27 protein-coding genes and 2 tRNA genes are annotated in these 25,139 nt (G+C 62.3%); 12 read left to right on the forward strand and 17 right to left on the reverse strand.

Annotated elements, in window-relative coordinates; genetic code table 11:
- Position 1: 1 nt before the first annotated feature.
- Both LAC81_RS03055 and LAC81_RS03060 read right to left on the reverse strand, forming a co-directional pair.
- On the reverse strand, positions 2 to 145 hold the full coding sequence (locus tag LAC81_RS03055; protein ID WP_223726668.1) for a hypothetical protein: 144 nt from the start codon (positions 143 to 145) through the stop codon (positions 2 to 4).
- Positions 146 to 233: 88 nt separating this feature from the next.
- Positions 234 to 2,084 (reverse strand): caspase family protein, encoded by a 1,851-nt coding sequence (locus LAC81_RS03060; RefSeq protein ID WP_223726669.1) that lies wholly within the window; start codon positions 2,082 to 2,084, stop codon positions 234 to 236.
- A 317-nt stretch (positions 2,085 to 2,401) separates the two neighbouring features.
- On the opposite strand from LAC81_RS03060, the gene ppdK reads away from it, so the two are divergent.
- The 3 genes from ppdK (at position 2,402) to prfH (ending at position 6,683) form a co-directional block, all read left to right on the forward strand.
- On the forward strand, positions 2,402 to 5,068 hold the full coding sequence (gene ppdK, locus LAC81_RS03065) for a pyruvate, phosphate dikinase (RefSeq protein WP_223726670.1): 2,667 nt from the start codon (positions 2,402 to 2,404) through the stop codon (positions 5,066 to 5,068).
- A gap of 357 nt (positions 5,069 to 5,425) precedes the next feature.
- Positions 5,426 to 6,076, forward strand: a complete 651-nt coding sequence (locus LAC81_RS03070) for an RtcB family protein (RefSeq protein WP_223726671.1) — start codon at positions 5,426 to 5,428, stop codon at positions 6,074 to 6,076.
- A complete protein-coding gene (gene prfH / locus LAC81_RS03075; RefSeq protein WP_223726672.1) occupies positions 6,069 to 6,683 on the forward strand; it encodes a peptide chain release factor H in 615 nt (204 codons plus the stop codon). The genes LAC81_RS03070 and prfH overlap by 8 nt, the downstream gene beginning before the upstream one ends.
- Positions 6,684 to 6,776: 93 nt before the next feature.
- Here prfH and LAC81_RS03080 read toward each other — a convergent pair whose 3' ends face one another.
- The gene (locus LAC81_RS03080; RefSeq protein WP_113537951.1) at positions 6,777 to 7,028 is read right to left on the reverse strand and encodes a hypothetical protein; all 252 of its coding nucleotides are present in this window, start codon (positions 7,026 to 7,028) and stop codon (positions 6,777 to 6,779) included.
- A 289-nt stretch (positions 7,029 to 7,317) separates the two neighbouring features.
- Positions 7,318 to 7,725 carry a hypothetical protein gene (locus LAC81_RS03085; protein ID WP_223726673.1) on the reverse strand — a complete coding sequence of 136 codons (408 nt, stop codon included), beginning with the start codon at positions 7,723 to 7,725 and terminating at the stop codon, positions 7,318 to 7,320.
- Between the two features lie 267 nt (positions 7,726 to 7,992).
- Here LAC81_RS03085 and LAC81_RS03090 point away from each other — a divergent pair, with 267 nt between their 5' ends.
- A complete protein-coding gene (locus LAC81_RS03090) occupies positions 7,993 to 8,901 on the forward strand; it encodes a DUF1499 domain-containing protein (RefSeq protein ID WP_223726674.1) in 909 nt (302 codons plus the stop codon).
- A gap of 18 nt (positions 8,902 to 8,919) precedes the next feature.
- On the opposite strand, the gene LAC81_RS03095 is transcribed toward LAC81_RS03090, so the two are convergent.
- Genes LAC81_RS03095 through LAC81_RS03110 form a run of 4 tightly spaced genes read right to left on the reverse strand, consistent with a single transcriptional unit; the run spans position 8,920 to position 11,253 of the window.
- Positions 8,920 to 9,564 carry a DUF4166 domain-containing protein gene (locus LAC81_RS03095; RefSeq protein ID WP_223726675.1) on the reverse strand — a complete coding sequence of 215 codons (645 nt, stop codon included), beginning with the start codon at positions 9,562 to 9,564 and terminating at the stop codon, positions 8,920 to 8,922.
- Positions 9,561 to 10,013: a thiol-disulfide oxidoreductase DCC family protein gene (locus LAC81_RS03100; protein ID WP_223726676.1), complete on the reverse strand. Its 453-nt coding sequence runs from the start codon at positions 10,011 to 10,013 to the stop codon at positions 9,561 to 9,563. The genes LAC81_RS03095 and LAC81_RS03100 overlap by 4 nt, the downstream gene beginning before the upstream one ends.
- Positions 10,014 to 10,015: 2 nt before the next feature.
- Positions 10,016 to 10,939 carry an MBL fold metallo-hydrolase gene (locus LAC81_RS03105; RefSeq protein ID WP_223726677.1) on the reverse strand — a complete coding sequence of 308 codons (924 nt, stop codon included), beginning with the start codon at positions 10,937 to 10,939 and terminating at the stop codon, positions 10,016 to 10,018.
- A 17-nt stretch (positions 10,940 to 10,956) separates the two neighbouring features.
- Positions 10,957 to 11,253 carry a cupin domain-containing protein gene (locus tag LAC81_RS03110; protein WP_113537945.1) on the reverse strand — a complete coding sequence of 99 codons (297 nt, stop codon included), beginning with the start codon at positions 11,251 to 11,253 and terminating at the stop codon, positions 10,957 to 10,959.
- Between the two features lie 213 nt (positions 11,254 to 11,466).
- On the opposite strand from LAC81_RS03110, the gene LAC81_RS03115 reads away from it, so the two are divergent.
- Positions 11,467 to 11,541: transfer RNA gene (locus LAC81_RS03115), tRNA-Gln, on the forward strand.
- A gap of 132 nt (positions 11,542 to 11,673) precedes the next feature.
- Here the strand turns inward: LAC81_RS03115 and LAC81_RS03120 are convergent.
- Positions 11,674 to 12,033 (reverse strand): hypothetical protein, encoded by a 360-nt coding sequence (locus LAC81_RS03120; protein ID WP_223726678.1) that lies wholly within the window; start codon positions 12,031 to 12,033, stop codon positions 11,674 to 11,676.
- Positions 12,034 to 12,503: 470 nt separating this feature from the next.
- Between LAC81_RS03120 and LAC81_RS03125 the strand changes: the two genes are divergently transcribed.
- Positions 12,504 to 12,686, forward strand: a complete 183-nt coding sequence (locus LAC81_RS03125; RefSeq protein WP_113537944.1) for a YegP family protein — start codon at positions 12,504 to 12,506, stop codon at positions 12,684 to 12,686.
- Positions 12,687 to 12,750: 64 nt separating this feature from the next.
- Here LAC81_RS03125 and LAC81_RS03130 read toward each other — a convergent pair whose 3' ends face one another.
- A complete protein-coding gene (locus tag LAC81_RS03130) occupies positions 12,751 to 13,188 on the reverse strand; it encodes a hypothetical protein (protein ID WP_223726679.1) in 438 nt (145 codons plus the stop codon).
- Between the two features lie 320 nt (positions 13,189 to 13,508).
- Here LAC81_RS03130 and LAC81_RS03135 point away from each other — a divergent pair.
- From LAC81_RS03135 to LAC81_RS03145, 3 genes are all read left to right on the forward strand, one after another.
- Positions 13,509 to 13,585 (forward strand) — tRNA-Pro (locus LAC81_RS03135).
- Positions 13,586 to 13,821: 236 nt separating this feature from the next.
- Positions 13,822 to 14,772 (forward strand): acyltransferase family protein, encoded by a 951-nt coding sequence (locus tag LAC81_RS03140; protein WP_223726680.1) that lies wholly within the window; start codon positions 13,822 to 13,824, stop codon positions 14,770 to 14,772.
- Positions 14,773 to 14,990: 218 nt separating this feature from the next.
- Positions 14,991 to 15,404: a hypothetical protein gene (locus LAC81_RS03145; protein ID WP_223727753.1), complete on the forward strand. Its 414-nt coding sequence runs from the start codon at positions 14,991 to 14,993 to the stop codon at positions 15,402 to 15,404.
- A gap of 75 nt (positions 15,405 to 15,479) precedes the next feature.
- On the opposite strand, the gene LAC81_RS03150 is transcribed toward LAC81_RS03145, so the two are convergent.
- On the reverse strand, positions 15,480 to 15,659 hold the full coding sequence (locus LAC81_RS03150; RefSeq protein ID WP_223726681.1) for a hypothetical protein: 180 nt from the start codon (positions 15,657 to 15,659) through the stop codon (positions 15,480 to 15,482).
- 535 nt (positions 15,660 to 16,194) lie between these two features.
- Between LAC81_RS03150 and LAC81_RS03155 the strand changes: the two genes are divergently transcribed.
- The gene (locus LAC81_RS03155; RefSeq protein ID WP_223726682.1) at positions 16,195 to 16,338 is read left to right on the forward strand and encodes a hypothetical protein; all 144 of its coding nucleotides are present in this window, start codon (positions 16,195 to 16,197) and stop codon (positions 16,336 to 16,338) included.
- A gap of 20 nt (positions 16,339 to 16,358) precedes the next feature.
- Here LAC81_RS03155 and LAC81_RS03160 read toward each other — a convergent pair whose 3' ends face one another.
- The 5 genes from LAC81_RS03160 to LAC81_RS03180 form a co-directional block, all read right to left on the reverse strand.
- Positions 16,359 to 16,553 carry a hypothetical protein gene (locus tag LAC81_RS03160; RefSeq protein ID WP_223726683.1) on the reverse strand — a complete coding sequence of 65 codons (195 nt, stop codon included), beginning with the start codon at positions 16,551 to 16,553 and terminating at the stop codon, positions 16,359 to 16,361.
- Between the two features lie 129 nt (positions 16,554 to 16,682).
- On the reverse strand, positions 16,683 to 18,188 hold the full coding sequence (cysN, locus tag LAC81_RS03165; RefSeq protein ID WP_223726684.1) for a sulfate adenylyltransferase subunit CysN: 1,506 nt from the start codon (positions 18,186 to 18,188) through the stop codon (positions 16,683 to 16,685).
- Positions 18,188 to 19,141, reverse strand: a complete 954-nt coding sequence (gene cysD, locus LAC81_RS03170; RefSeq protein ID WP_223726685.1) for a sulfate adenylyltransferase subunit CysD — start codon at positions 19,139 to 19,141, stop codon at positions 18,188 to 18,190. The genes cysN and cysD overlap by 1 nt, the downstream gene beginning before the upstream one ends.
- Positions 19,142 to 19,185: 44 nt before the next feature.
- Positions 19,186 to 19,944 carry a phosphoadenylyl-sulfate reductase gene (locus tag LAC81_RS03175; protein ID WP_223726686.1) on the reverse strand — a complete coding sequence of 253 codons (759 nt, stop codon included), beginning with the start codon at positions 19,942 to 19,944 and terminating at the stop codon, positions 19,186 to 19,188.
- 246 nt (positions 19,945 to 20,190) lie between these two features.
- Complete coding sequence (locus tag LAC81_RS03180; RefSeq protein ID WP_273700164.1) at positions 20,191 to 22,104, reverse strand: HAMP domain-containing methyl-accepting chemotaxis protein; 1,914 nt, start codon at positions 22,102 to 22,104, stop codon at positions 20,191 to 20,193.
- A 378-nt stretch (positions 22,105 to 22,482) separates the two neighbouring features.
- Here LAC81_RS03180 and LAC81_RS03190 point away from each other — a divergent pair, with 378 nt between their 5' ends.
- Positions 22,483 to 22,872: a DUF6152 family protein gene (locus LAC81_RS03190; protein WP_223726687.1), complete on the forward strand. Its 390-nt coding sequence runs from the start codon at positions 22,483 to 22,485 to the stop codon at positions 22,870 to 22,872.
- Entirely contained in the window at positions 22,869 to 23,351 is a 483-nt protein-coding gene (locus tag LAC81_RS03195) for a DUF2214 domain-containing protein (protein ID WP_223726688.1), read from the forward strand. Before LAC81_RS03190 ends, LAC81_RS03195 begins: the two co-directional genes overlap by 4 nt.
- Before the next feature lie 6 nt (positions 23,352 to 23,357).
- On the opposite strand, the gene betA is transcribed toward LAC81_RS03195, so the two are convergent.
- Positions 23,358 to 25,007, reverse strand: a complete 1,650-nt coding sequence (gene betA, locus LAC81_RS03200; protein ID WP_223726689.1) for a choline dehydrogenase — start codon at positions 25,005 to 25,007, stop codon at positions 23,358 to 23,360.
- Positions 25,008 to 25,139: the final 132 nt, after the last annotated feature.

Consider the following 25,139-nt stretch of genomic DNA (forward strand, 5'->3'; position numbering starts at 1 on the left):
CTCAGCGGCACCTTGTTGGCGCGATAGGTGGCGAGAGGATCGCGGCATCGGCCTTCTTCGGCGCGTGGCCGAACCATTTGCTGTGGGTCATGAGCGTGCCGGTCGCCCAGCGCCAGCCATCGGCGCCGCCGCTCGGGTTGGACAATCCAAGCCAGTTACTCCGCGCCTCTGAGACTGAAGCGGAATGCCATGAGGGGACATTCTCAAATGCTGCGCGAGGCGGTGTGGCCCCGTCACTCGAATTCGAGAATGAGACCGCCCGTTCCGTCGGTTGATCCCATGTCGTCCCAGGTGTCGACATAGAGGGATTTGGTATCGGCCTTGCCGTTGCGATGGGCGTAATACATACCGATGTCGTCGCCCTTCTTGTTTTCGTTCGGCATGTCCTGGAACCATTTCGTGTAGGTCATGGGTGCGCCGTTGTCCCAGTGCCAGCCGCCTTTCGGCTCTTTGCCCTGCGGATCCTGGGTCAGGCCAATCCAGGGGCCCATCTTGTAGCTGACATTCCCGGAGGGATCGTACCCGGTTTCAAAGAAACTCGGATCGGCGTTGAAAAGCGATGCGACGAACGCATTCTCCTCCGGAGAGGAAATCGCGGCGAGGTGGGCGCCACAACCGCCGGCGATCCCGCGCGCATAGACGGCCAAAATCGTACCCGTGCGAACGGCGACATAGAGGTGCCCGCCGAACACGCCATAGACGGTATCGAAGTGGCGCAGACAGGTCAGCGCCCGCAGGACGGTTTGGTCGGTCTCCAGCCCTTCGAGGTTGGCAACGTCGTAGCGTCGCGCTTTCGTCGCGCTGTAGACGCCTTCAGCACGCGCGTTGACCTTTATGCCGAGGGCTGCTGCTGTGTTCTCGGTAATGAAGCCGCTCGCCGGCTGCTGGTTGGTGCTTTGGAAGCGCTTGATCGCGTCCCTGGTCTGTCCACCGAAGACGCCATCGGCAGCGCCCGCTTCAAATCCCCGCGAGGCAAGCGCCAGCTGGACATTTCGCCGCTTCTCTTTGTCCGGCAAGAGCTGCGCTTCGACGGATTGCGGCAGATGTGCCTCGTTGCGCACGGCAGCCGGCTCGATCTGGGCCAGCGCCTGCCGCCCAAGATCGGCATACTCGCCGGTGCGGTGCTTTTCGACGAAGAAGTGCCAGATGCGCGCCGTTCCGATCTTCAGAGCCTTCTTGAAGTCCTTTTCAGCTTCGAGCGCTTCGGGGTCGATAGCCGGTACCGCCAGTGCCGGTTGGACCGCCACGGCCTGCGGCATCGCCGCCTGCAACCCCGGGGTCTGTGGCGCTGCCGTTTCCGAACCGAAATAGAACTCCAGCGACAGCGACGACAGGATCTGCGGCTGCTGCTTGCCCTGCGTTTCCTTGCGCACGTCGCGAACGACCCGCTTGAAAGCGGTGCCGACCTCAAGGCCAGCGCCGGAAAGATTGGCGATCAGCGCGCGGGTAAACGGCGAATGTCCGTCGGTTCCGTCGGCTGCCACTTGGCCGGGTGCGGCCGCAAAGGCGACGAGCGTGCCGGCGCCTTGGGTCTCGATCGGTGCCAGGCCTCTGGTTGCGCCACCGCGGGTGGCACCTTCGACTTCGGTGTTCAGCCGATTGGCGAGAGGGTTGTTGCGGCAGGCATCCAGGAAGACCATCGATATCCGGGCGCGCTTCTCCAGCGCGTTGATGATCTCCGACAGGGCTATGGTTTCGGCGGGAACGTCGAACTCACTCTCGAGCTTCGCGTCCGTGCCGATGAGAAAGTTTTCTCCGTGCAGCTGCATGCCGTGTCCGGCATAGTAGAACAGGGCGACATCATCGGGCCCGATCTTGCGGGAAAAGTTTGAAAGCGCGCCAGCAAGTCCCCTGCGATCTGCGTCGAGCACAAGATCGGTTTCAAATCCTTGTCCCTTGAGGAAGATTCCGAATGCTTCAGCGTCGCGAGCGGCATTGGGAAGCGTTCCCGCCGCGACGTAGTTCGTCATGCCGACGACGAGCGCAAGTCGTTTGCCATTCTCCTCGGCGAAGCCATGCCCGACCACGAGCAGGAGCATAAGAACCGAGAGGATCCAGGATCTCAGTTTCGCAAGCCATTGCATGACCTACCCTCCAAGCCCTCGGGACTGAAACGGATGCCATGACGGGATATTCTTGGATGCGCCCCATCGCGTGCATTTATATTAGAATTTTATAATTGAACGGGCAATGTTGGCCGCGGGCTTCAGGCGGGCCTTTCTGGTGCGATAAAGGCCCGCGAAGCCCATATTGTCCGGGCTCAGGCTCCCAAACGTGCCAATATGTTGCAATGTTACAGAAAATGATGCGGTGCAGCATAAATCTTCGCCGGGTGCATTTTCAGCCCGATACATATACTGTAAATCGTCATAAAACACTGTTTCTGGGTGGAGAGCAGGGCATGACGAAATGGGTTTACACCTTCGGTGGGGGCAAGGCCGAGGGACGTGCAGGTGACCGTGAGCGGTTGGGAGGCAAGGGCGCCAATCTTGCCGAAATGTGCAACCTCGGCTTGCCGGTGCCGCCCGGCCTGACGATCGTCACCGATGCCTGTAATAGCTTCTTCGACAATGACAGGCAGATGCCGGACGGCCTGCGCGACCAGGTGCGCGAGGGGATCAGCCGGATGGAAGAGGTGACCGGGCGCGTCTTCGGCGATATGACCCATCCCTTGCTGCTCTCGGTTCGATCCGGCGCCCGCGCCTCGATGCCGGGCATGATGGATACGGTTCTGAACCTCGGCCTCAACGACCAGTCGGTGCATGCGCTCGGCCATGATGCCGGCGACGCGCGCTTTGCCTGGGACAGCTACCGCCGCTTCATCCAGATGTACGGCGATGTGGTCATGGGCGTTGACCACGATGTCTTCGAGGAAATTCTGGAAGACGAAAAGGCGCGGCTTGGCCACGAGCAGGACACGGAGCTTTCCGCGGTCGAGTGGCAGCATGTCATCACCCGTTATAAGGAAGCGATCGAGGAGGCGCTCGGCGAACCCTTCCCGCAGGATCCGGAAGTGCAGCTTTGGGGGGCGATCGGCGCTGTGTTCTCGAGCTGGATGAATCCCCGCGCGATTACCTACCGCCACCTGCATGCTATCCCTGCTGCCTGGGGCACGGCGGTCAACGTTCAGGCGATGGTCTTCGGCAATCTCGGCAATTCGTCGGCGACCGGCGTCGCCTTCACCCGCAATCCCTCGACCGGCGAGAACGAGCTTTACGGCGAGTTCCTGGTCAACGCCCAGGGCGAAGACGTCGTTGCCGGCATCCGCACGCCGCAGAACATCACTGAAGTGGCACGCATCGCCTCCGGCTCCGACAAGCCGTCGCTTGAAAAGCTGATGCCCGAGGCTTTCGCCGAGTTCCGCTCGATCTGCGATACGCTGGAGCGGCACTATCGCGATATGCAGGATCTGGAATTCACCATCGAGCGCGGCACGCTCTGGATGCTACAGACCCGCTCGGGCAAGCGCACCGCCAAGGCGGCACTGAAGATCGCCGTCGACATGGCGGAAGAGGGGCTGATCTCCGAGCAGGAGGCCGTCGCCCGTATCGATCCCGCCTCGCTCGATCAGTTGCTACACCCGACGATCGATCCGCATGCGCGCCGCGACATCATTGGCTCCGGCCTGCCGGCTTCGCCGGGTGCGGCCACCGGCGAAATCGTCTTCACCTCCGAAGAGGCGGTGCAAGCCGACAAGGAAGGCCGCAAGGTCATCCTGGTGCGCGTCGAGACCAGCCCGGAAGACATCCACGGCATGCATGCGGCCGAAGGTATCCTGACGACCCGCGGCGGCATGACCAGCCACGCGGCTGTCGTTGCCCGCGGCATGGGCACCCCTTGCGTTTCGGGTGCCGGCAGCATCCGCGTGGATCTGCGCAACGAACTGCTGACCGCCGGCGGCGTGACGCTGCGAAAGGGCGACATCATCACCATCGACGGGTCGTCCGGCCAGGTGCTGAAGGGCTCGATCGCCATGCTGCAGCCGGAGCTCTCCGGTGACTTCGGCAAGATTATGGCCTGGGCGGATGCAACCCGCCGCATGACGGTCAGGACGAACGCCGAGACCCCGGCGGACGCGCGTGCCGCGCGTTCCTTCGGCGCCGAGGGCATCGGCCTCTGCCGCACCGAGCACATGTTCTTCGAGGACGACCGCATCAACGTCATGCGCGAGATGATTCTTGCCGACGACGAGGCCGGCCGCCGTCTGGCGCTCGCCAAGCTGCTGCCGATGCAGCGCTCGGATTTCGCCGAATTGTTCTCGATTATGCACGGGCTGCCGGTGACGATCCGCCTGCTCGACCCGCCGCTGCACGAGTTCCTGCCGAAGACCGACGAGGAGATCGCCGATGTCGCCGGCGCGCTCTCGCTCGACCCGTCGGAACTGCGCCAGCGCGTCGACGAATTGCACGAGTTCAACCCGATGCTCGGTCATCGTGGCTGCCGTCTGGCGATTTCCTATCCCGAGATCGCCGAGATGCAGGCACGCGCCATCTTCGAAGCCGCCGTCGAGGCTGCCCGCGAAACCGGTGCGGCCGTCGTTCCCGAAATCATGGTGCCGCTCGTAGGCCTTCGGGCAGAGCTCGATTACGTCAAGGAGCGTATCGACATGGTGGCCAAGGACGTGATTGGCGAGGCCGGTATCGGCATCGACTATCTCGTCGGCACGATGATCGAGTTGCCGCGCGCGGCTCTGCGCGCCGGCGTGATCGCCGAAGCGGCCGACTTCTTCTCCTTCGGCACCAACGACCTGACGCAGACGACCTTCGGCATCTCGCGTGACGACGCCTCGCAGTTCCTGGCGACCTACCAGCAGAAGGGCATCATCGAGCAGGACCCCTTCGTCTCGCTCGATTTCGATGGCGTCGGCGAGCTGATCCAGATCGCCGCCGAGCGCGGAAGGCGGACAAAAAACGGTCTCAAGCTCGGCATATGCGGCGAGCATGGCGGCGACCCGGCCTCGATCCGCTTCTGCGAGGACGCCGGCCTCGATTACGTCTCCTGCTCGCCTTTCCGTGTGCCGATCGCCCGGCTTGCCGCGGCCCAGGCGGCGATAAACGGCAAGGGCTAAGGTCTCGCGCCCGCGTGTTGCAGTGATGCAACGCGTGGGCGATGATAGCTCGACGCACTGCATTCCTGGTTGCGAGCGGAGAGCGGATGGTGCATCAGCATCTCGTTCGCGCCGTATCGGCGCGGGCGATCGTTGGCCATGCATGCATGGCGGTTTGTTCAGAACGGGAGCGGAAAATGACGCAGTGCGTTTCCACACGCCCCTTGGGGCTTCGCGGCTGATCAGTGTTGATGCGCTGAGAGAGCCCGTCCTGCCGGCTACGCTGAAAATCTAAAGTGTTGCAGCGACCTGAGCGCGATTGAAAGACGCGCGGAGCTGTGGTGTGCCGGCTGTTTGACCCTGTTCTGGATTATTTTCATGGGCAATCATTCTTCCGGGGACGTCGTCCCAGAAGACGATGATGGTGCGCGCAAGGCGGCCGTCACGCATTACTTCACTGCCGGCAGCTGGATCGAAGGCGCGGCAGTTCAACAACTGGAGGAGATCGCTGGTCTCCCCGGTATGATCTCTGTTGCCGGCTTTCCGGATCTGCATCCGGGCAAGTATGGCCCCGTCGGCATGGTCGCGCTCTCGCAGCGGCTCTACCCGCAACTGATCGGCAGCGACATCGGCTGTGGCATGTCGTTCTTCGAACTCTCGTTGCCGCTGCGCAAGTTCGGGGTGGAGAAGGCGGCCGAGCAATTGCGCGGGTTGGAACAGATCGATCTCGGCGATATGACGGCCCGCCTTGCGGAGTACGATCTTTCGCCCGACATGCGCTCGCATACTCTCGGCACGATCGGTGGCGGCAATCATTTCTGCGAGCTGCAGGCCGTGGACGAAATGTTCGAGAGCGAGGCGGAGGGCGTCGCCGACAGGCAGAAGCTCTACCTGCTGGTACATTCCGGCTCGCGTTCGCTCGGCGCAGAGCTTTTCGGTCAGACGCTCGGCGGAGATGAACATCTGCGAGACGGCTTGGTTGCCGGCTCGGATGCAACCGTCGAATGGCTCGCCAGGAGCGGTGAATGAGGTAACGCTCTTTCTGACCTCCGGCAACGGCCCGGTGGAATGCCGCGTCGCCGTTGCCGCGCTGATCGACATTTTGCGCAAGGAGGCCAAGGCCAACGGTTGCGGCTTTGACCTGGTCCTTGGCGGGCAACCGGACGCGTTCGGTCCAAAATCCGCGATCGTCACGATGGCGGGCAATCGATCCGAAGAGGTGGCAAAAGCCCATTGCGGGACGATCCGGTTTGTCTTCAAGAGCCCGGTCAGACGGGGGCATCAGCGGCAAAACTGGTTTGTTGGTGTCCGGCAAGTGGACCTTTCCGGTTCAGGCGTCGTTCCGACGATTGCACCGGGGGACTTACGCTTCGAAACCCTCAGGGCCGGCGGTCCCGGTGGCCAACACCAGAACACAACCGACAGCGCGGTGCGGGCGACCCATATACCCACGGGCCACACGGTGGTCTGCCGGGAAGAGCGGTCGCAGCACCGCAACAAGGCAACTGCAATCCGCAGGCTTCAGGCCATCCTGGACCTCATTGCCGCCGGGCACGAGCAGCAGGAAAAGGCAGCCCTGTTCATGGCGAGCAAGGAGCTGGAGCGAGGGAACGCGGCAAAGACCTTCCGTCTTTAGCTTTCCTTGGCGACCCGGGTATTTGCGCCCGGGTCGCGTTGATACGCCGGTTGCCGAGTCGTGACACCACCGGCCGCCTCGGTTGGACGACCGTCAGCGCATGATGACGACGGGGCGGTCCCAGCCCCACATCATCATGTCGTTCTGGTAGCGGAAGGCGCGCGATTCAGCGCGCCGGTCGAGCTCGATGCGTTGCAGGCAGGTGGCAAAGGCGTCGGTGCCGCGGCGGAAGCCGTAGGAAGCGCAGGTGTTGCCATCGGCGACGCGCCGTTCCTCAGGCGTCATCGTCTGGCACGCCGTCAGCAGCAGCGCGGCTGCGACTAGGATGGTCAATCGGGTCGTCATGGTCTTCGTGCCTCCAGAGAGCCGGCGCGCGCCGTCTGCGGATTCATTTCTCGAATCGCAATTAATATAGGGAGTTGCGCCGGAAATCGAAGCGGACCGCGCCAATTCCGTGGCAGGCGCGTGGTCGCGCGCAGGCGATGCCAGACGATTATCTGAAGTCGTCCTGAAAACTGATTTTCGGGAGCGTTGCTAAGCAATCAGCGCGCCCGCACGGACGCGAAGCTGCGGAAGAACAGTCGCCGAACCGTCTCGGAGTGTCGACGGATAGGTCTTGTCGATGGAAGTCAGCTTACGCTGCGGCCGGCCTGTCGCGATCGATGCGCTCGAGCACGCCGACGAAGGACCCGGCGAAGCGCTCGAGATCCCGCGTGTCATCGCCCGGGTGCTCGATGCGGATGGTCGCGCCCTTCTCATCGAGACAGGCAAACAGGATTGATGGCTCGCTGTCCTGCTCGCCAAGCCTTAGCACAGCGATGCTCAGGCAATCCTCGATCAGTTCCGAGGCAGGCAAGGCAAAAAGAAACTCGCCGCCGGCGCTGTCGGCAACGGTGCGGACAAAGCCGGTGAAATCTTCCTTGTTTCCGGAAAAGCCATCGAGGGAGAGTTCGAGCTCGAGGAGCCCCATTGGAATGCCGCCGTCGCCCGGGGGAAGGGGGGTAGGGGTGGCATTGACCACGGCTGCCTGCGATGCGCCCATGTCGGTTCTCCGTCGATCGCCGTGCACCCTTGCATGAAGCCGTGCGCGGCCGTTGCCTCCGATTGAAACTCCGCGAGCCGGTCGATTCCTGGGCGCGCGGGCACATTCCCATGTGTTGATAGGTGGTTAACGAGAATGGCGATTTTGCGGCGAAGCCTCCGGCGTGGCCTGTGACCGGGCGGCAGACTGGCGCATTGCCTGTTTCCACGGCACGGGGCATGGTCTAAGAATGCGGTCTGTTTCGCGGCAGGGGATTGATTCAACTACATGATGGTCCGGTACGAGCGCCCATATTCCTATGCCGCCCACTGGGCGCGTCGCTTCGCCCGTATTTCCTTCTTGCTGTTCGCGCTCTCGCTGCTGGCGCACCGCTTCGGACCGCTGACGACACCGCACTTCCTGGCTCTTGTCGGTCTGTCGGGCATTTTCGCGCTGCTTGGCGTATTGCTTGCCGTCGTCGGGCTTGCGCGGCTCTGGCAGGTCGCTGCAATCGGTGGCCTCGCGTCCGCTGCGGCGCTTGTCTATGCGGCGCCGGCGCTCGGTTTCATTGGCTTCGGCGCCGTGCAGTATTTCACGCGCCCGGCGATCTACGATGTCAGCACCGATACGGTGACGCCGCCGCCCTGGCTCAAGGTGCCGCAGGCCGAGCAGAGCTGGCTGAAACGCAAGGATGCCGTGACGCCTGAGGACCGGGAAGCGCAGATCCTTGCCTATCCGGGGCTCACCGGCCGACGCTACGATGGCGCGCTCGACCGCGTTTACCAGGGTGTGCGCACCGTCATCGAACAGAATCGCGTCGGCATCACCGAAGAGCTTGGCGTCGAAAACGCCCGCGCCGATCTCGAAGATCTGGCCGTTCGGCCGAATGCCGGGGCAGACACGACCACCGAGCCGGAAAACGTGCCCGTGCCCGCGGCCCGGCCGGAACTGTCGCTCGAAGGGGCAATCGCGGGACGTCGCGCCAGCGACGTCGTTCTCCAGGGCGAGTGGCGCACGCTGATTGCCGGCTTCCGTTTCGATGTGTTGATCCGGCTGCGCGAAGAGGCCGAGACGACCTTCGTCGATTTGCGCGTCGCGTCCCGCTACGGGCCGCATGACCTCGGCATGGGCGCCGCCTTCGCCGACCAGTTCCTGCGGTCGCTCGATGCCGAGCTGCTCGGTATCGCCGGCGATTGATCGGTACGCCAGAAGGCGTCAGTCGTCTATGAGCGCACCGCGACCATCAAAATCATTGGCGGTTTCGGCTTCCGGCGCGGCGGTGTGCGACGACGTCGGCTCGTCCGCTGGTCGCAGCCAGCCGCGATAGCGCACGATCATGCCGGTCAACGGGCTTTCGACCTCCACATGGAAATGAAACAGACCATCTCGATCCTCCTCGAATGTGCGGCCGCCCGGCGCAAGCACCAGGGGAAGAGGAAGACCGAGGAAGGACCATGCGCGAACCGACAGATACAGCCGGTTTTCTGTGGGCTCCAAAGCGCACAAGATGCGAAACGGTCCGAACTCCTCCGCCAGCCACTGTTCGTTCGGTCTCTCTATCCTGTGCTGCGCGCTGCGCAGGACCTTCGCGCCGAAGCGCCGGGTCCAGACCTCCCGGCCATTCCGGCATGCGAAGTGGATTTCGACCGGCACATCTGGAGATGCGCCAGGAAAGCCGAGGACGGAGGCGACAAGGCGAGCCCATACCGATCCGCCCCGCTCGACGACTGCGCGCCCGCGAAAGATGGCATGCCCCTCTGACTTTTCATGCAGGACGCGGATCGAGCCGGGCAGGCGATCCCAGTCACGCCCGAGGATCTGCCGATAGAGGCTCTTCTGCTGGTTGCATTGCGCCTTCATGCGATGAAGCGCCCGCGCTCGTCCGGCGTCGGCACCATGCAGGTCTGGCGCCGTCCGGCGATGCGATAGCGGTTTCTCGCTACGAGATCATAAAGTGGGTCGCGAAGGATAGCAGGCAGGATACGGCAGAGGTTCACGAGCGACCATGGCAGGCCCAGCCGCGCCAGCGTCCGGATCGATCCGTCGGATTTGAAGCGGGCGACATCGTCCTCGATCAGCATATTGCTTTCGAAGCTGACGGCGTCGAGCCCGTAGTGCCGATAGAGCGCCTGGCCAATCGGCGACTGTGCCGTGAGATAGCGATATTGCGCCCGCCGGTCATGGCGAAGCAGGAAACGCACCCAGCCGGAACAGAAGATGCATTCGCCGTCGAAGACCACCACGGGCTTGTCGTCGGCAAAGGCGTGCACCGAGGCATCGTTGCGATAGCTGTAGGCGCCGCGCCGCATGGTCAGCCGGCTCCGCCGGGCGTCAGCCGGTAGGCGCCGAGCAGAGAGGGCGGCCCCTCGGTCTCGACGCGTCCCTGCTCGATCAGGTCTTCGAGATGGGCAAGCACCGAGAGCGCGGCCGCTCCATGCAGCCGGACGTCGGTGGTGGCATAGATGACCTTGACCATATCGGGGATCCGGCTGTCGCCGGCGCGGATGCGTTCAACCACGGCGCGCTCGCGCATCTTGCGGTGAGCGCGCAGTCCCCGAAGGAAGGACAACGGCTCGGTTACCGGCCCGCCGTGGCCCGGCAGATAGAGATGGTCGTCGCGGGTGAGCAGCTTTTCGAGCGAGGCCATGTAATCCGCCATGGCACCATCCGGCGGCGCGACGATCGTCGTCGCCCAGGCCATGACGTGATCGGCGGAAAAGAGGATGCCGGTGCCGTCGAGCGCGAAGGCCATGTGGTTGGCCGTATGGCCGGGCGTGGTCAGCCCCGTCAGGCTCCAGCCATCGCCCTCGATGCGCCCGCCGTCCGCAAGCACGAGATCGGGGGCGAACTCCATGTCCGAACTCTCGGCGAAGGGATTGGTCTCGCCCGCATGCAAGGGGCGGGCAGAGCGGTGTGGCCCTTCGCCAACGATCAGCGCCCCGGTCGCAGCCTTCAGCCGGCGCGCAAGCGGCGAGTGGTCGCGATGGGTATGGCTGACGGCGATGTGAGTGACCTGGCGACCGGCAAGGGCGCCCATCAGCGCCTGAAAATGCGCCTCGTCGTCCGGCCCCGGATCAATCACGACAACGGAACGCTTTCCGACGATATAGCTGTTGGTACCATGGAAGGTGAAGGGACCCGGATTGTTGACGGTGATGCGCTGCACATCGTCCGCGACCGTCACGGCCTCGCCATGGGCCGGCTTGAATTCGAGATCGAAGTCTGGCCCCTGCATACGTCTCTTCCTGGCCTTCACTTGTACTCGATCTCGATGAACGACATCGGCTCGCTGCCGGCATTGACGACGTTGTGTGCCACGCCGGCCTCGCGGCGATAGGCAGCACCCTTGGCGATATCGACCCGCCGGCTGCCGCCTTCCTCCTCGAGCAGGAACTGGCAATCCGTCATCGGCACGACGACATAGCCGAGACCATGCACATGGTGCCCGGTATCGGCGCCGGGCTCGAAATCCCAGCGGGTGACCCTGACGACGGCGTCATCGACGAGCACGCTCGGAACGGCAGGGGGACGGGCGCGAAACTGGCTCATGAGGTTCTCCATTTGCCGGGACAATAGGAGGTGCTGTCAGGGAAGGGAAGGGCGCATGCGCTGGCCCCCTTCGAGGAGCCGGAGCGCCTTTTACACAAGGCATCAACAAATCCGCCGAAATTTCAACTTGGTGCCAACTTAATCATTGTGACGGGCGGCGAGCTTTGGTAATCAGGCGCTCGATTTGGCGGACATCTTTTCCGTCAGTTCTGTTGGGGCGTCGCCAAGCGGTAAGGCACCGGTTTTTGGTACCGGCATTCCCAGGTTCGAATCCTGGCGCCCCAGCCATCTATTTCAAGTCGATAACTTCAATCACCTACATGAAGGCTCGCGCTTCATGTAGGTGCGCTCGGTCTTTTTTGCTCAATGGTTCGCCTCTGCGGCCACAAGACGGCAGAGATCGGAGACATCTACGAGTCCCTACCACCGGCTGTGCGATGACTTGCTATCGCTGTTTTCGCGAGAAAAGCGGTCTTCTCTTTGCATCCAAATCCGCGATTTGAAGGTGATCGGCGTGGAAGCGGGAGGTGAAATGCTCAAGCCACCGGGAATGCCGGGCTGATTGTTACTCTTGCCTCCCCCTACCTGGCCGTGCGTGCCTCCCCCGCCGGATTTGGCAATCGCGCGGGAACTGAGGCTTGTACCAAGCAGTAGGGTTATGGTGGGAGGCGTTACCGCGGCGAAACGCCCAGCCTTCATGAGAAAATTGCGGCGAGCTTCAGCTTCTGATGTCAGTCCTTCGGGAATTTGTTCTAATTCTTTTGTGTTATTTCTAGACATGATCCACCTAATAATAATTAAGTTAAAACAACATGGTTATGTTAACAGCATTTTTAAGGGATGCAATTGGTGGAACTATTTCTGTAATACTTAGATATTTCGCGAGGAGGGTTTTGTGGAAGGATATGATTGTGATGCGGCGCCGATATAGATCGGTTCACGTCGCGTCTGTTTGTGGATGATGCCGAGCTTCCTGGTATCCCACAGGGTGACCGCTGAGATCATTCCTTCCGCAGTCAACGGAGACCCTGCGTGCTGAGCGCCGAGCCGGCCGGTGGTTGGCCACGTGAGAACAGGCGGCATCCAATCGGAACAGGGGTGAAGCGTCGAGCCTGTCGAGGCCTGCTTTCAATCACTCGATCCGAAACGGCCGATCCCGGCCGTGGGCCGGGCTTCTACTTGCACTCTTGTCAAGTCACTCTGCAACTGACACGCTAACTGCGTTGATTCCTACTTGTATGAGGGAGAAGATGGCTCACAAATTCGAAATCTACAAAGACAAGGCTGGTGAATACCGGGTGCGCTTCAAGTACAACAGCGAAGTGATGTTCTCGACCGAGGGCTACAAGACCAAGGCCAGCGCGCAGAACGCCATCGACTCGATCAAGAAGAACGGTCCCGAAGCACCCGTCGAAGACAACAGCAGCAGCTGAGTTCGACACAATCTCCTAGAAAAAACCCGCCGATTTTCACCGGCGGGTTTTTGTTTCTTGAGGTTTAACCTGCGGTCACTGCCGGCTTGGTCTGGGCCGGGGCGCCCAGGAACTCTTCGCACCAGCTCGGGCCTTCCGCGCGTTTGTGGTCGCCGGCGATGCGGATCGAGCGGATGACATAGTCGGACGAGACGGTGAGCTGAACGGAGCAGCTCAGATATTCCGTGCGGGCCGAGGCGATGCGCTTGCCGCGCTTGCCGTCCTTGGTGGTTTCGTATTGGGCCGGGACCTTGCGGGTCTTGTAGCCGCCCTTCCAGCTATAGACAGTGGAGCTGCCGCTTTCGACGTCGGAGATCGGCGGACCGTATTGGGCGAAGAAGCCGCCGGCCGGTTGGCCGAGCCAACGCGCTTCGACCGCGTTTCTGGAGATCCCCGTTCCGGTCGTGGTGCAGCCGGCGAGCACGAGCGCGAGGCCCGCCACCGTCATCATGCGGAAGTTCATGTTTCTGTCCCTTTGGCTCTCGTTCTGAAATAGGCGTGGCGCGGAAGCCCGTATCCCCTGGTTTTCCGCGCTTTCCGTTGTGCCTCTAGCGCCAAACCAATAGAAAGGAAATCCACGCCGCACCCTCGATTTGAGGAAAATATGAAGCGTTGCAGAAAGTCCCTATCGGGCGCGCTTCCAGACGCCAGCGGCTCCCGCCAAACGGCAATCTCCGCACGAGTTTTCCACCGTCACAAATTTTTTGAAAAAAAGGCGCAAGGTTTTTCGAGATAGGCGCTTGTGAAATCAAAATGCCTGTTCTATAGAGGCGCCGCTGGTCACGGAGTGTAGCGCAGTCTGGTAGCGCACCACGTTCGGGACGTGGGGGTCGCAAGTTCGAATCTTGCCACTCCGACCAGCCGAAAAGCCCGGAAATCCGGGCTTTTTTCGTTTTGGCGGCATGTTCCGTTGTCGCCATGGCATCGACGGCGACGAAGATTTCCCACTGTTTTCGACCAGTTCGACATGCAACCTGCAAGATAAGATGCCGTTGCGCCGCGGTGAACTTTCGATGCGTGAACGCTGACGGCAGATGCTGGCAGCCACTTGCATTTTTCTATAGGGTTGTTGGGACAGCGCGTGGGGGCGTAATCCTTGCACTACAATCCAGCTCTTGATGGATTGCGGGCGGTGGCGGTTTTCACCGTTGTCGCGTTCCATTGCCGTTTTCCGTTTGCTCTAGGCGGGATGATCGGGGTCGATGTCTTTTTCGTTCTCAGCGGTTATCTGATCACCACGATCCTCCGCAGCGGCATCGGGTTGCCGGAATTCTACTGGCGCCGGGCGACCCGCCTGTATCCGCCGCTGTTGCTGATGCTGGCTGCCTATGCAGCTTTCGCACCCTTGGTGTTCCCGACGGTCAATCCAGTCTTCGACGTCCTGCTGGCAGGGCTTTATCTGTCCGATTACACGATGGCCTTCTGGTATCAGCCATTGAGTATCGGTCACACCTGGTCGCTTGCCGTCGAGGAACATTTCTATCTCGTTTGGCCTCTGGTCATTCTGGCAACTCGACGGCTTCCTGTGCGGCCGCTGATGTGGTTGCTGGCGGTTGGATTTGTCGTCGCGACGACCTGGCGAATCGTGGATGCCCATGTGTGGCAAGATTGGCATCGCACTTATTTTCGGTTCGATACGCGCATGAGCGGCCTGATCCTTGGCGCGCTGATCGCCGTCATGCCATGGCGGCTGCAAGGGGAGCGCGTTCTGCTGATAGGACGGATATCGATTTACATGCTGCTTGTGGCGCTGTTGTTCTTCCGGTTCCGCAACATCTGGTTCATCGGCTGGGGCGGCATCGCCGTCGATTTGGCGGCCGCGGGCTTGGCCTTATCGTTGGTCTCGGGCGAGACGGCGATTTCTCGCTTCCTCTCAAGAGAAGGGCCGCGCTATCTCGCCTGCTGTCCTATTCGATATATCTCTGGCACTACCCCATTGCCCTGGCGCTCCGGGACCAATTGGATCCCTTCACCACATCAATCGTGGTGGGTGGGCTGGCGACACTCATCGCCGCGGTCTCGTACAGGTACATCGAGAAGCCTCTGAAGGACCTACGAGACCGCAGGCGAGCCGCCTGATCCCCTCAAGAGGGGGCACTGGGGGGCAGCCGTGGTCCTCTTCACGTTCGATGCTCTGTCATTCGTCGCCTCCTATGAGCCGTTGGTCGAATAGCCGTGCATTCGCGCCCGGGTGGCCTGTCTGCGTGCACGCGAAGGTTCTAGGTTCCCGCCACAGTCCATCAACGATTGGGAACGGGAATGTCGATCAAGCACCTATCCATTGCCGCCGTTCTGCTAATGACCGGCCACTCCGTGGCGGCGGCGCAGAACTGCGAGAAGAACTTCAAGGCGTCGGGCGTTCCGCTGGTAACGCCGGTCTATTACAAGACCTGGCAGGAGTTTCCGAAGCTGAAGCCCGAGGCCGCCTTGCAGCGGATGGCGCGGGGGGTCGCGGCGGAAGGGTTTTCCGGAATCGAGATCAACAAGTCGCTCGGAACCATCGAGGCCTATCAGGATACCGCCGGCTCCGGACGGCTGCAGACGTTGCGCGTCGTTGCCCGCAAGCGTGGTTCAGGCACGCGGGTTGATGCGATGTTCGATATTCAGGTGGGGCAGGTGGCCACCAAACAGGTGGTGCAGGAGGGGCTCTGCAACATCATCCGTTCCGCAGTCGAGTAGGGACCGGGCGGGCGCGACGTCCAGGTAGAGGCAAGAGAGCGTTTCCATCATCGATGGCAACGCTCCATCCGCCTGTCAGCGCTGCCTCTCGAGCGTCGTGAGAGCCGACTGGGCAGCTGCCTGGGCCTGCAGCATCGATGTAAAGTTGCCCTGGGCGGGATAGGTGACACCGCGAAACTTGATGACGAAGCACCATTTGCCGTTGACGCGCTTCTCGACCTTCACGGTGGTTTCCGGTTGCTTGTCCGTGCTCACCTTCTCGTCTCCCTGATTCGGCGCATCGTTGCGCGAAAGTCGTCCAGATACGCCGGAGTGGTTGCTTCTGTCCATCGGTACCGCCGATGCGGGAGAGAAGGATCGCATTTGGGAGGAGGGCGACGGGGCCTGCCTTGCCGGGTGATGTTCCGTTGATGTCCACGGTCAGGCGGACTGTCCCACAGCGTCCAGAAACGGTGAAACAGCCCTATCGATCCTCATGATCGACGCGCCAACTTACGAATGCGGAGGCGGATGAAAAGGTGCGATCTGTGCGATTTCGGGTCAAGGTGAAGCGATTGCCAGTTCTGTCCCGTTTTGGAACGATGACGCGAGGTGAAGAGCTTTCCGAAGGGAAGCGGATTGGCCGCGGATGCACGGCGGTCCTCGCATCGCCGACGGCGACGCAGCATCATCAACGCGCCACGGCTTTATTGTTCACTTCGAAACGCCGTGTTCACCGAACGATGCCTTATCAAGGTGAACAATGGGGGCGATATTGCATTCAACACTTGTTCTTACCCGAGAGCCGAAGATGTTGAAGGAACCGATACTCACCTTTCGCGAGATTGCCATATGGACCTCCATACTCGGCAGCGTCGTCGGCTATCAGCTTTGGCAGCACGCCGAACCCGCTCCGCTGACGATGGTCCTTCCGGCAATCGAACAGCAGCTTTGACGATGAATGCCGGGAGGAGGTCACTCCTCCGGCATGCCGTTGCGCCGGGCCGCCTGCAGCAATTCGATTTCGCCGGCGACCGGGCCGAACTGGTTCTCCAATCGCTCGGCTTCCTCCGCATCGAGGCGATACTTCCTGGCAAATGCCTCGATCGATACGGTGCGTCCGTGAAAGCCGTGCTGTCTCGCGCCTTCTTCCTGATGTTCCGTTTTCATGACGCTTCTCCCTTGCGGCTGGGAGATAGGGCGACAGAATTCTTTGCAAAGGCCAAACTCCACCGCGTCGTTTCAACAACGAAAAAGGGGCCTGATCGGGCCCCTTCTTTTGTCTGCGGCGATTATCGTTCAGCCGTCGATATCGTCGATGATCTCGATCGCCCTGCCGGCGCTCACGCGTCGGACCTCGGCTTCCTCGCGACGGCCCGCAAAGAGTTCGGTCGCCATCAGCTGGTCGGCAAGGTCGGCCGGCAGTGAGAGGATAACGCGGGCGTCTTCCGTATGGATGCCGCCGAGTGCCGAACGCTTCGCCGTGATCATGCCGCCGGCCACCGTGTTGTTGGTGTCCGGATCGATCAGGATGAAAGCACCGGTGGTGCGGTTCTGCTCGTAGGTGTCGAAGATCGCCTGCTCATCGAATGCGAGATGCACCTTGCCGATCGCGTTCATCGGCAGCTGATCGGCATGGTTCCACTTACCGGTCTTGAGGTCCAGCTGGTTGGCCGGCTGCACCTGAACGCGTTGGCGGCGGCTGCCGCTCTTCAGCCAGTAGCGCTTGCCGGGCTGGATGCCTTCCGGCTGCAGTGCGACGAGTTGGGCGTCGAAGGAGAGGCCGGTCAACGGCTGGCTGTCGATCGCCACGATCATGTCGCCACGCGAGACGTCCACCTGGCGGTCGAGCACCAGCGTGATCGCGTCACCGGCAACGGCCGCATTGCGCACCAGGTCGAAGGTGACGATCTTGGTGACGTTGGCCACCATGCCGGAGGGCAGGATGACGACGCTGTCGCCCGGCTTCACCGAGCCGCCGGCAACCGTGCCCTGATAGCCGCGGAAGCTTTCGCCCGGACGCGAGACGCGCTGTACCGGCAGGCGGAAGCCGACGGTCTGGGCCGAACGGGTGGTTGCCAGTTCCAGCACCTCGATCAGCGTCGGGCCGTCATACCAGGGCATGGAGGCGCGGCCGTCATAGACGACATTCTCGCCCTTCAGAGCGGAGACGGGAATAGAGGTGACCTGGCGCACGCCGAGCGACAACGCCAGTTCCCGGAACTCGTGGTTGATCTCTTCGAAGCGGGCGCGATCGTAGTCGGTCAGGTCGATCTTGTTGACCGCCAGCACGAACTGCTTGATGCCCATCAGCGTTGCGATCGTCGCATGCCGGCGGGTCTGTTCGAGCAGGCCGACGCGGGCGTCGACGAGCAGCACGGCGAGGTCGGCGGTCGAGGCGCCCGTTGCCATGTTGCGGGTATATTGCTCGTGGCCGGGCGTGTCGGCGACTATGAAGGACCGCTTGTCGGTCGAGAAATAGCGATAGGCGACATCAATGGTGATGCCCTGTTCGCGCTCGGCCTGCAGGCCGTCGAGGAGCAGCGCGAAGTCGGGCAGGCCTAGATCGTTCTGCTTGCCGTTGGAATCGCGCTGCAGCGTCGCGGCCTGGTCTTCCTTGACCGCCTTGGTATCCCAGAGCAGGCGGCCGATCAGCGTCGACTTGCCGTCGTCGACCGAGCCGCAGGTGATCAGGCGAAGCGGGCGGCTGTCGCGCGTGGCGCGCGCCGGCTCCTGTGTCGGAAAGGCCAGAACCTCGCCGGCAGCAACGTGCTCAACGGCATTCGCGGTTGCGGGAGCAGTCATCAGAAATATCCTTCGCGCTTCTTCTTTTCCATCGAGCCGGATTGGTCACGGTCGATGGCGCGGCCCTGGCGTTCGGAAACGGTCGCGGTTTCGAGTTCGGAGATGATGTCGTCGAGCGTCGTGGCGTTCGAGCGGATGGCGCCCGTCAGCGGGAAGCAGCCGAGCGTGCGGAAGCGGATCACTTCCTCGCGCTTGGTCTCGCCCGGCAAGAGTTCGAGACGCGGATCTTCGGCGAGGATCATCATGCCGTCGCGTTCGACGATCGGGCGTTTCTCGGCGAAGTAGAGTGGCACGATCGGAATCTCTTCAGCCTGGATGTAGCGCCAGATGTCGACCTCGGTCCAGTTCGACAGCGGGAAGGCGCGCACGCTTTCGCCCTTGCGGATCATGCCGTTGTAGACGTTCCAGAGTTCCGGACGCTGGTTGCGCGGGTCCCAGCGGTGGTCGGGCGTACGGAAGGAATAAATGCGCTCCTTGGCGCGGCTCGCCTCTTCATCGCGCCGCGCGCCACCGAAGGCAGCATCGAACTGGCCGGCGTCGAGCGCCTGGCGCAACGCCTCAGTCTTCATGATGTCCGTATAGAGCGCCGAACCGTGGGTGAACGGCGTGACGTTTTCGGCAGCCCCACGCGGGTTGACGTGCTCGATCAGGTCGAGGTCGTAGCGCTCAACGATCTCGTTGCGGAACGTGATCATCTCGGCGAACTTCCAGCCGGTATTGACGTGCAGCAGCGGAAAGGGAACGCGGCCGGGATAGAAGGCCTTGCGCGCCAGGTGCAGCAGAACGGAGGAATCCTTGCCGATCGAATAGAGCATGACAGGGCGCTCGAACTCGGCGGCCACTTCGCGGAAGATGTGGATCGCCTCGTTTTCCAGCGCCTTCAGGTGCGGGTCGAGCGGCGGTTTGGCGCTCTGCGGGTTGTGCAGTTCCGTTTCCGGATGGATATGGGGCATTTCAGTCTCCGGGAGGATTTGTCTTAAAGACGAGCGCGCCAGCCTCAGGCGGCGCTGCTCGGATTCGGGATGGTGGAACTCGCAGCGGCTTCTGGCACGTGCAGGCCACATTCGCGCTTCTCGTCGTTTTCCCACCACCAGCGGCCGGCGCGTTCCGGCTCGCCGGGCTTGATCGCACGGGTGCAGGGCTCGCAGCCGATCGACGGATAGCCACGGGCATGCAGCGGGTTGACCGGAACGGCATGGGCGTCGACGTAAGCGCGGATGGTCTCGATGTCCCAATCCGCCAGCGGATTGACCTTGATGAGGCCACGTTCGGCATCGGCTTCCGCGAAGGGCGTCGATGCGCGATTGCCCGACTGGCCGCGACGCAGGCCGGTGACCCAGAAGGTTGCCCCTTCGAGTGCGCGCGCAAGCGGCTTCAGCTTGCGCACGTCACAACAGGCATGCCGGGCTTCGACGCTCTCATAGAAGCCATTGAGACCGTAGCGCGCCGCATAGGCGTCGATATCGGCCTGTTCCGGATGGTAGCGCTTGATCAGAATCCCGTAGGTTTCCTCGGTCTTGTCGATCAGGGCGACCGTCTCGTTGAACAGGCGCCCGGTTTCCAGTGTCGCGACTGCGATGGACAGCTTGTTCCCGCCGATCGCCGCGGTGATCACCTGATCCTCGATGCCGAGCGAGGTCGTGAAGACGGCCTGCCCTTCAAGGCTCGCGACAAGCGCCAGCCGGCCGGCGAGATCCAGGCCTTCGAGGGTCTCGTTCAGTGCCTTGGCGGTGGTTTCGAGGGATGACGTGGTCATGGCTGCGTCCTGTTCCAACTTGGTCGGAATATCGCAGCCCAATGCGACAATGGACAGAAATAGCGGTTTCTAATGCTCTTTGTTTGGAGCAAATCTGCCTCTCAGAATGAAAGGCAGCGAAAAACCGAATATAGACCAGTAAATTACTAGATTTTATACTTTAATTGCTGTCGGAAACATCGTTCAATAGGAAAAGGCGCGAACCAGGCGGTACGCGCCCTCGCTACGGGTGGGCCAAGCCGGCCGTCAGAATTCCGCCCAGCCGTCCTCCTGTGGCTGCGCCGCGCCGCGATAGGCGCTGGCGAGCTTGCGGCTCAAGGCGCGGGCGGGCGAAGGGGCGGCAGTCTCTTTGCTCGCGCTTGCCACGAGGTGGGCTGCGGCCGGGCGGCCGCCACCGGTCTTGAAGCGCATCAGGAGATCGTTGAGCGCGCCAGCCTCGCGAGCGAGGCTATGGCTTGCTGCGGTCGATTGCTCCACCATTGCCGCGTTCTGCTGCGTACCCTGGTCGATCGCGTTCACCGCGGTGTTGATCTGCTGGATGCCGACGGCCTGTTCGCGTGCGCTTTCGACGATCGCGGTCACGTGGCTGCTGATCTCCTGGACCTCGGTGATGATGCTTTCGAGTGCCGTGCCCGTTTCGCGCACCAGCGTGACGCCGGACTTCACCTGTTGCCCGGAGGTTGCGATCAGCACCTTGATTTCCTTGGCGGCCTGCGCCGAGCGCTGCGCGAGCTCACGCACCTCCTGGGCGACGACGGCGAAGCCCTTGCCGGCTTCGCCGGCCCGTGCCGCCTCGACGCCGGCGTTCAGCGCCAGGAGGTTTGTCTGGAAGGCGATATCGTCGATGACACCAATGATACTGGAGATCTCCCGCGATGAGGCTTCGATGCCGCTCATGGCGGTGACGGCATTGCCGACGATCTCGCCGGACTTCTCCGCAGCATCGCGGGTGCGGGTCACAAGCATGCCTGCTTCCGCCGCACGCCGGCTGGCATCCGCCACGGTGGTCGCGATCTGGTCGAGCGCCGCCGCCGTTTCCTCGACCGATGCGGCCTGCTGCTCCGTGCGCTTGGAAAGGTCGCCGGCGGCCGCGCGGATTTCGCTGGCGCCGGCATTGATGCTGCGGGCGTTGTCGCCGACCGAGCGCAGCGCATCTTCGAGATTGGCAACGGAGCTGTTGAAATTGGTGCGCAGCGCGTCGAGCCGTTCGGCAAGCGGCCTTTCGATCCGGAAGGTGAGGTCGCCTTCGGCCAGCCGGTCGAGGCCGTGGCCGAGTGCATTGACCGCCGTCCGAATCTCGGCTTCTTCCTTGGCCTTCTGTGCCTCGCGTTGCTCACGCTCACGTTCTGAAAGTGTACGGCCAGCCTCTGCCTCCTGCTCCAGCCGCTGGCGTTCCAGCCCATTGTCGCGGAAGACCGCGACGGCACCGGCCATCTGACCGATTTCATCCCGGCGGTTCTCTCCGAAGATCTCGGCCTTGAGATTGCCGATAGCGAGTTGCCGCATGGCCTCGCGCAGTTTCGCCAGTGGCCGAAGGAGGCCTGCGATGACAAACCACACAGTTGCCGCCAAGGTCGTCAGAGCGAAACCGGCTACGACGGTCTGCCAGAGCGTCAGGCTGTCCTTCTCTGCCTTGGCCGCTTCAAGCTCGCCGTTGGCTTCGGAAAGCTGCAGCTTGATCAGTTCGCTGATCGGCGCGGCGAGGGGGTCGACGGAGGCGTAGAGTTTGGTGTCGACGAAACGCTCAAGCTCCGGCCTGTCCTCGCGCTCCATGATCTGGACGAGGTTGCGAATGGAGGTATCGCTCGCCACGCGCGCCTTGTCGAAAACCTCGGTGAGTTTCTTTTCGTCAGGCGTGAGCCGCGTTGCCTCATAGGTGCGCCATCGCGTGTCGATGGTCGAAAGGGCGGCGTTGATCGCTTGGCGCCCTGCTGCCCAGCCAAGCGCGCCGCTTCGCACCTTGTGGGTCGTATCGACGATCTCGACCGCATACATGTCCGAGACGGTTTTCAGGTGATCGACCGGCAGCAGCCGGTCGGCGACGATCGATTCGGTGCGTTTGGAGATCGATGTCATCGCATTGAAGGCCATGACGATCGTGACCAGCATGGCGACGGCAAGCAGGGACAAACACACGAGCAGGCGTGCCTTGATTGTCATGAATAACGCTCCGCGGTTACCCGCAAGGCAAATCATCCTCGGGCGGCGACCGCGGGCGCACCGCAAGGACGTCGGGAAGCGAGCTCGCCTTGGCAGGGGAGTGATGACGATGTTGGGATGGAGCACGCGACATCTCGCGGCGAAACTGCCGTCATGGCGTTCGCCCAGCGTTCACTCCGTCTCATATAGACATAACAACCGGAGATTAAGAATGGCTAAATTTTAAGCTGTTGATTAGTGTTCGCGCAACCCTTGGTCATCGCAACTCTAAGCGGCGGTTGGTTGCATGCTCAAGAAGTCTTGAAGATCTTGTGCTTTCGCAAACCGTTCTTCCGGTTCAAGCTCCCGGTTCTCCGAAACAGGCGAAGGAGCAGGCACATGTTGAAGGCCATTTCGCGCCGTGGCATTGCAGCGGGTATCCTGACCGGACTTCTGGTCATTGGCGCCTATGCCCATCACGGCTGGTCCTGGGCCGAAGCCGACCAGATCGAGCTCAAGGGCACCATCCGCGAAATATCGATGGCACCGCCGCACCCGACCTTGCAGGTGGAATCGGTCGCGGATGGCATGTGGCATGTCGAGCTCGGCAATCCCCGGCAGACGGAGCGTTCAGGCTTTGTCGAGGGAACGGCCAAGGTCGGTGACGCCGTCGTCGTTCTCGGCAACCGCTCGCTCGACCCGGGCGAAAAGCGAATGAAGGCCGTGCGCATCACCCTCGCCGGCAAGACCTATGACATCTACCCGGAACGGATCCGGACTAGAGGATGAGCGCAGCCGATCTTGTCGAATGGATCGCCGGCTGGCCGGTGGGGGTGGCGCTCAGGCGCTCGGCGCTTCTCTATCTCGTCGTCAATGCAGCCCACATCCTGGCGATTGGCCTGCTGATCGGCGCCATCTTGCCGCTGGACCTCAGACTGATCGGCCTCGTTGGTCAAACGCCCATTGCGGTGCTCGGCCCGTTTCTCGCCCTCGCGGCGGTCATCGGTCTTGTGCTGGCTGTTCTGACCGGCATCTGCCTCTTCAGCGTCCGGCCGTCCGCCTATCTCGCCAATCCGGCGTTCCTGACCAAGCTCGCTTTGCTGGCGCTCGGCACTTTGAACGCACTTACTGTCCGCGTGAGTCCTGGCTGGTCAGCCGCTCTTGCCGGAGGCGCAATCGCCCCGCGCCTGCGCGTGCAGGCACTAGGCTCCCTGATCCTTTGGCCAAGTGCGTTGCTCGCCGGTCGTTGGGTCGGTTTCGTCGGATAGTCGCGCTTACCGGTCGCTGACCTGCCAGCGCGGGTTGATCCACGGTTCCTGGTTGGAACGCGCCAGCGGCTGCTTGCCGAGAATGTGGTCGGCCGCCTTTTCGCCAGTCATGATCGAGGGGCTGTTCAGGTTGCCGTAGGTCACGTGCGGGAAGATCGAGCTATCGGCGACACGAAGCCCGTCGACGCCGATGACGCGGGTCTCCGGATCGACGACCGCCATCGGATCGTCCTTGGCGCCCATCCGGCAAGTGCCACAGGGGTGGTAGGCGCTTTCCAGATGCTCGCGCAGGAAGGCGTCGATCTCGTCGTCCGACTGGACTTTCTCGCCCGGCTGGATCTCCGGACCACGATAGTGATCGAAGGCCTTCTGGCCGAAGATCTCGCGGGTGAGGCGCACGCAGTGGCGGAACTTCTCCCAGTCCTCCGGGTGGCTCATGTAGTTGAAGCGGATGACCGGGTCGGCCATCGGGTCGGAAGAGCGCAGCGTGACGTTGCCGCGCGACTTCGAGAGGTTGTAACCGACATGCACCTGGAAGCCATGCGTATTGGCGGCCGCCTTGCCGTCATAGCTGATCGCCACCGGCAGGAAGTGGTACTGGATATCCGGCTGCTTGACGCCGGGGGCCGAGCGCAGGAAGGCGCAGGCCTCGAACTGGTTGGAGATGCCGAGGCCCTTCTTGAAGAACAGCCACTGCGCCCCGGCGACGCCCTGCCAGAACCATGGCAGCCAGGAATAGAGCGACACGGGCTTGGTCGAAATCTGCTGGAAATAGAACTCCATATGGTCCTGCAGGTTCGCCCCGACGCCGGGTCGGTCGACCTTCACCTCGATGCCCATGTCCTTCAGGTGCTCGGCCGGGCCGATACCCGAGAGCATCAGCAGTTTCGGCGAATTGAACGAGGATGCCGAGACGACCACCTCGCGGTTCGCCTTGACGATCTCGATCTTGCCGCCGCGCTCGATTTCGACCCCTGTCGCCCGGCCGTTTTCGATGATGATCCGACGGGCGAAGCAACGCACGAGCGACACGTTCTGCCGCTTCATCGCCGGCTTCAGATAGGCGTTCGCCGCCGACCAGCGCCGGCCCTGCCAGACGGTCTGTTCCATCAGCCCGAAGCCTTCCTGCTTCGAGCCGTTATAGTCGTCGGTGAGTTCGAAACCGGCCTGCTGGCCGGCCTCGATGAAGGCATGGAACAACGGGTTGTGCACCGGGCCGCGCTTGACGTGCAGCGGCCCATCTGTGCCGCGCCAGCCGGCTTCGCCGCCGTGCGAATGTTCCATGCGCTTGAAATAGGGCAGCACGTCCGCATAGGCCCAGCCGCGCGCGCCGAGCTCTTCCCAGCGATTGAAATCCTCCGCATGGCCGCGCACATAGACGAGACCGTTGATCGAGGACGAGCCGCCGATCACTTTGCCGCGCGGCGCGGTGATGCGCCGGTTGTTGAGGTTCGGCTCGGGCTCGGAGAGATAGCCCCAGTTGTAGCGCTTCATGCTCATCGGCCAGGCAAGCGCTGCCGGCATCTGGATAAACGGACCGGCATCCGTTCCGCCATATTCCAGTACCAGGACGGTATTCTTGCCGTCTTCGGAGAGGCGGTAGGCGAGCGCCGAACCGGCAGAGCCGGAGCCGATGATGATGTAATCTGCCTGCATAAGCGTGGTCTTTCTTGTAATCGTTGCCCCTCGGCATGCCCCTCATCCGCGCGGTGAGGCGGGTGCGCCCCTCATCCGCCTGCCGGCACCTTGTCCCCGCTTGCGGGGAGAGGGTTAGGGTGAGGGGCGGCC

Origin of the sequence: Ensifer adhaerens, from assembly GCF_020035535.1 — a bacterium.
GTDB lineage: Bacteria > Pseudomonadota > Alphaproteobacteria > Rhizobiales > Rhizobiaceae > Ensifer.